The sequence below is a fragment of the Bacillus sp. AFS001701 genome (genome assembly GCF_002559405.1).
In the GTDB taxonomy this organism is placed as follows: Bacteria; Bacillota; Bacilli; order Bacillales; family Bacillaceae_G; genus Gottfriedia.
The window spans coordinates 1-922 of the sequence record NZ_NTZO01000443.1; the positions used below are offsets into that span (position 1 = coordinate 1).

Here is a 922-nt window from a genome sequence, read left to right on the forward strand (position 1 = left end):
TATGCTACAATTTCACTCATGTTTTGCCCTATTTCACCTGAATCAAAGCGCATCATGATAATTGCATTTGCATCCATTTCACTTGCGTTTTTAGTCATTCGATCCATCGCTTCTTTTCTAGCATCCTCAAGCATTGCAGTGTATTGTTTGATTTCTCCACCAACAAGACTTTTTAGACCAGCTAAAATATCGCCACCTAGTCCTCTACTACGTACAATTACTCCAAATACAGGTCCTTTTACTTCAACTAGTTTATACCCTTCAATGTTTTCAGTTGTAACTACGATCATAATGTTCACCTCAAAATTTTTATTCTTTACACAAATCTATTTATCCAATTTTGTGTATGTATTTCAATACCATTTTTAAACTTCATTAGTTAAAAATGGAAAATTTGAAACGTATAATGTATTAATTCTATGTAATAAGTTTAATCCCTTTTTACTAAAGTGATATTCATTTTCTTAGCAAATTATTATTGGTTAATATTTCCAAAACTGATTCTTCTACTTCAATTGAAGCCTTCTCATTTACATCTATAAATTTAGTGTTAAACTGCTTATACCACTCTTTTTCATATTGATATAATTTCATATTTTGATCAAATGAACTTCTTCTATTTGAAAAATCATTTTGTTTTCTTCTTTCAAGCGTTTCAAATCCAGCATCTAAATAAATAATTAAATCAGATCTGCATTTTCTAAGTTGATTTAATTCATCTTTTAAATAGTATTCTATATCCCATGAATAACCGTTTGCGATTGGAAAAAAGAGCGTATAGAATTCGATGTCTTCTGGACCACGATCAAAAAGAATATTTTCATTTTAAAAATGATTAAATCGCTGAAGTTCTACTTCAATCAATAATTGCTGATTTTTTATAAACCCCTCTAATGTATGTATATCAAGTTTTAAATTATAC

At 28.6% G+C, this 922-nt stretch carries 1 protein-coding gene; it reads right to left on the bottom strand.

What is annotated here, in order from left to right; translation table 11 throughout:
• Window positions 1-290: YbjQ family protein (locus CN514_RS20850; RefSeq protein WP_098234231.1), on the bottom strand; the 290-nt coding region annotated here is incomplete at its 3' end.
• Window positions 291-922 lie beyond the last annotated feature (632 nt).